The organism is Photobacterium sp. OFAV2-7 (assembly GCF_022347985.1).
Lineage (GTDB): Bacteria > Pseudomonadota > Gammaproteobacteria > Enterobacterales > Vibrionaceae > Photobacterium.
Genome location: NZ_JAKRFQ010000467.1, coordinates 1 through 3964, shown reverse-complemented (window position 1 = coordinate 3964; position 3964 = coordinate 1). Strand labels below are relative to the sequence as shown.

Annotated in this window: 4 protein-coding genes; all 4 read left to right on the top strand. The window is 54.1% G+C overall.

Features of this window, described 5'->3' with window-relative positions; translation table 11 throughout:
• Positions 1-116 precede the first annotated feature (116 nt).
• Entirely contained in the window at positions 117-734 is a 618-nt protein-coding gene (locus MHN01_RS19075; protein ID WP_239412798.1) for an aminodeoxychorismate/anthranilate synthase component II, read from the top strand.
• 21 nt (positions 735-755) lie between these two features.
• The gene (gene trpD / locus MHN01_RS19070; protein WP_075768431.1) at positions 756-1766 is read left to right on the top strand and encodes an anthranilate phosphoribosyltransferase; all 1011 of its coding nucleotides are present in this window, start codon (positions 756-758) and stop codon (positions 1764-1766) included.
• A gap of 2 nt (positions 1767-1768) precedes the next feature.
• Entirely contained in the window at positions 1769-3139 is a 1371-nt protein-coding gene (gene trpCF, locus MHN01_RS19065; protein WP_239412797.1) for a bifunctional indole-3-glycerol-phosphate synthase TrpC/phosphoribosylanthranilate isomerase TrpF, read from the top strand.
• A gap of 14 nt (positions 3140-3153) precedes the next feature.
• Positions 3154-3964, top strand: an 811-nt coding sequence (gene trpB, locus MHN01_RS19060) for a tryptophan synthase subunit beta (protein WP_239412796.1), incomplete at its 3' end; no start/stop codon positions are given.

The window sequence follows — 3964 nt, the reverse complement described above, 5'->3', positions numbered from 1 at the left end:
TATGACTCAGTCCCGCAGGCCGAAGCCGATGAAACCCGTGGCAAGGCGCAGGCTGTGATCACCGCTATCCGCAAGGCACATAGTGCCCCAACCCAGTCAGTATAAGGATCAAGGTCATGACAGCTGCTGAAATTGTACTACTAGATAACTTTGACTCCTTTACCTACAACCTGGTCGATCAGTTTCGCTCGCTGGGTTACCCGGTCACCATCTACCGTAACAGCCTGAGTGCAGACCAGATGGAACAGGCACTGGCTGAAAAAGCCAATCCGGTGCTGGTACTGTCTCCCGGCCCTGGTGCGCCAGCCGATGCCGGTTGCATGCCCGAGCTTATCAAACGGGTTCGCGGCAAAGTGCCAATGATTGGTATCTGTCTTGGTCACCAGGCAATCGTCGAAGCCTACGGCGGCAAGGTTGAAGGGGCCGGCGATATCGTCCACGGCAAAGCAGCCATGATGCGTCACAGTAGCCATACTGTATTTGGTGACTTGCCGAGCCCGCTCTCCATTGCCCGCTACCATTCTCTGGTTGCCACGGAAGTACCGGACAGCCTGACAACCGTTGCCGATGTCGACGGCCTGGTGATGGCAGTAACCAATGATCAGGATCGTGTGTGTGGCTACCAGTTCCACCCTGAGTCTATTCTAACCACACAAGGGGCTCAGCTACTTACCAATACGCTGAACTGGGTTATGTCAAAGCCGGACAACCATAGCGTGGCAACGAACAAATAAAGCTTTAGGGAGAAAAAGATTATGGATGCAAGCATTTACACCATTGCCAACAAATTATATGACCAGCAGGCACTCAGCCAGGAAGAAAGCCATACCCTGTTCGATGCCATCATCAAAGGCGAAGTCGAACCGATCCTGCTGTCAGCCATACTGACTGCCCTGAAGATCAAAGGTGAAACCCCGGCAGAGATCGCCGGTGCCGCAAGTGCCCTACTGGCCAATGCCAACCCGTTCCCTAGCCCGGACTATGATTTTGCTGATATCGTCGGCACCGGTGGTGACGGCGCCAACACCATCAATATCTCGACCACTGCGGCTTTTGTCGCTGCTGCCTGTGGCGTTAAGGTTGCCAAACACGGCAACCGCGGAGTATCGAGCAAGTCGGGTTCATCCGATCTGCTCGACAAGTTTGGAATTAATTTGGCCATGACACCTGACAATGCCCGTGGTGCACTTGACGAGCTTGGTGTCTGTTTCCTGTTTGCGCCGGAATATCACGGCGGTGTCCGCCATGCGATGCCGGTGCGCCAGACATTAAAAACCCGCACCATCTTCAATGTGCTTGGTCCGCTTATTAACCCGGCCCGGCCAACCATCGAGCTAATGGGTGTCTATGACCAGGCACTGGTACGCCCGATTGCCGAAACCATGGCAGCCATGGGCATGAAGCGGGCAGCCGTGGTTCACGGCAGCGGGCTGGATGAAGTTGCCATCCACGGCGAGACGACAGTTGCTGAAATCATCAATGGCGAAATCAAGGAATATACCCTGACTCCGGCAGACTTTGGCCTCGATACCTACCCGCTTGAAGCCATCAAGGGCGGCGAGCCGGAAGAGAACCGGGCCATTATCACCAACATTCTGACCGGCAAAGGAACAGCTGCCCAGCAAGGGGCCGTTGCGGTCAATGTTGCTATGCTGCTACGCCTGTTCGGCAACGAAGATTTAAAAGCCAATACCCAACAAGCCATTGACGTGATGCAGTCTGGCAAAGCATTTGAGCTGGTTGAGAAACTGGCAGCACGAGGTTAACCATGGAAACCGTACTAGCAAAAATTGTGGCCGACAAACGCCTGTGGGTGGAAGCACGCAAACAGGAGCAGCCACTTGAAGATTTTATTGACGGCTTAACCCCGAGTGACCGGAGCTTTTACGATGCTCTGTCCGGCGAGCAGACAGCCTTTATTCTTGAGTGCAAGAAAGCCTCACCGTCAAAGGGCCTGATCCGCCATGACTTCAATCTGGATCACATTGCCAAGGTCTACAACGGCCATGCCAGTGCCATTTCAGTTCTGACGGACGAAAAGTACTTCCAGGGTAATTTTGACTTTCTTCCACTGGTTCGCAACCAGGTGAAGCAACCCGTGCTGTGCAAAGACTTCATGATCGATACCTATCAGGTGTATCTGGCGCGTCACTACAATGCCGATGCCATTTTGCTGATGCTATCTGTACTCAATGATGACGAATACAGCGAGCTGGCCGCCGTTGCCGAATCACTGAACCTGGGCATTCTCACCGAGGTCAGCAATGAACAGGAACTGGAACGAGCTATCACACTGAAAGCCAAGGTAGTCGGGATCAACAACCGCAACCTGCGTGACTTGAGCATTGACCTTAACCGCACCAAAGAGCTGGCACCACGCCTGCCTGAAGGCACCATTGTTATTTCGGAATCAGGGATCTACAACCACCAGCAGGTTCGCGATCTCGCCGCCTATGCCAACGGCTTTTTGATCGGCAGCTCGCTAATGGCCGAGGACAACCTAGAGCTTGCCGTGCGCCGGGTACTCCTGGGTGAAAACAAAGTCTGTGGCCTGACTCGTGCCGATGATGCTAGCGCGGCCTATCAAAGCGGAGCCGTATACGGCGGGCTGATCTTCGTTTCCACTTCGCCACGACAGGTGGATATCGAACAGGCCCGTATGGTGATGAGCGGTGCCCCGCTCAAGTACGTCGGCGTGTTCCGCAATGCCGATCCCGATGCCGTCGCCAAAGCGGCCAAGACCCTGTCTTTATCAGCGGTCCAACTCCATGGTGAAGAATCACCGGAGTATGTCCAGGGGCTAAAGGCTCACCTTCCCGATGATTGTGAGATTTGGAAGGCCCATGGCATCAGTATGGAAGTCCCGGATTTCGAACGATGGCCGGCCGACAAACACCTGCTCGACAGCAAGGTCGGCCAGCAGTCAGGCGGAACAGGCATCGTCTTTGACTGGAATCTGCTTAGCGATACCGACAAGCAAAACATCATGCTGGCAGGTGGCCTGACACCAGAAAATGCCTGTGAGGCAGCCAAGCTGGGCTGCAAGGGATTGGATTTAAACTCAGGTGTTGAAAGCGCCCCGGGTAAAAAAGATCAGACAAAATTGAATGCGGCCTTCGCGGCAATCAGAAAGTATTAAGGATAAATAAGATTATGAGCAAACTAGACGCCTACTTCGGTGAATTTGGTGGACAATACGTTCCCCAGATTTTGGTACCGGCCCTTGACCAGCTGGAAGCAGCTTTCGTCGAGGCCCAGCAAGACCCAAGCTTTCAAGAAGAGTTCATTACACTGCTGAAAGAATACGCTGGTCGCCCAACCGCACTAACCCTGTGTCAGAACCTGACCAAAGGTACCAAGACCAAGCTCTACCTCAAGCGTGAAGACTTGCTCCACGGTGGCGCGCACAAAACCAACCAGGTGCTGGGTCAGGCACTGCTTGCCAAACGAATGGGCAAAGAAGAAATCATCGCCGAGACAGGTGCTGGTCAGCACGGTGTAGCAACAGCATTGGCCTGCGCCCTGCTGGGACTAAAATGCCGTGTATACATGGGAGCCAAAGACGTTGAGCGCCAGAGCCCGAACGTATTTCGAATGAAGCTAATGGGCGCAGAAGTGATCCCGGTACACTCCGGTTCGGCAACCCTGAAGGATGCCTGTAACGAGGCGATGCGCGACTGGTCTGCAACCTACGACAAAGCTCACTACCTGTTAGGAACGGCGGCAGGTCCGCATCCGTTCCCGACCATTGTCCGCGAGTTCCAGCATATTATCGGTGAGGAAACCAAAGCGCAGATCCTGGCCAAAGAAGGTCGCCTGCCTGATGCCGTTATCGCCTGTGTCGGCGGTGGCTCCAATGCTATCGGGATGTTCGCCGATTTTATCGATGATGAAGAAGTAGGCCTAATTGGTGTCGAGCCAGCGGGCAAAGGCCTTGATACCGACATGCACGGTGCACCACTGA

Excerpts from the sequence above, each read along its gene's own strand:
- MHN01_RS19075 (WP_239412798.1), top strand. The coding sequence starts at position 117 with ATGACAGCTGCTGAAATTGTACTACTAGATAACTTTGACTCCTTTACC.
- trpD (WP_075768431.1), top strand. The coding sequence starts at position 756 with ATGGATGCAAGCATTTACACCATTGCCAACAAATTATATGACCAGCAG.
- trpCF (WP_239412797.1), top strand. The coding sequence starts at position 1,769 with ATGGAAACCGTACTAGCAAAAATTGTGGCCGACAAACGCCTGTGGGTG.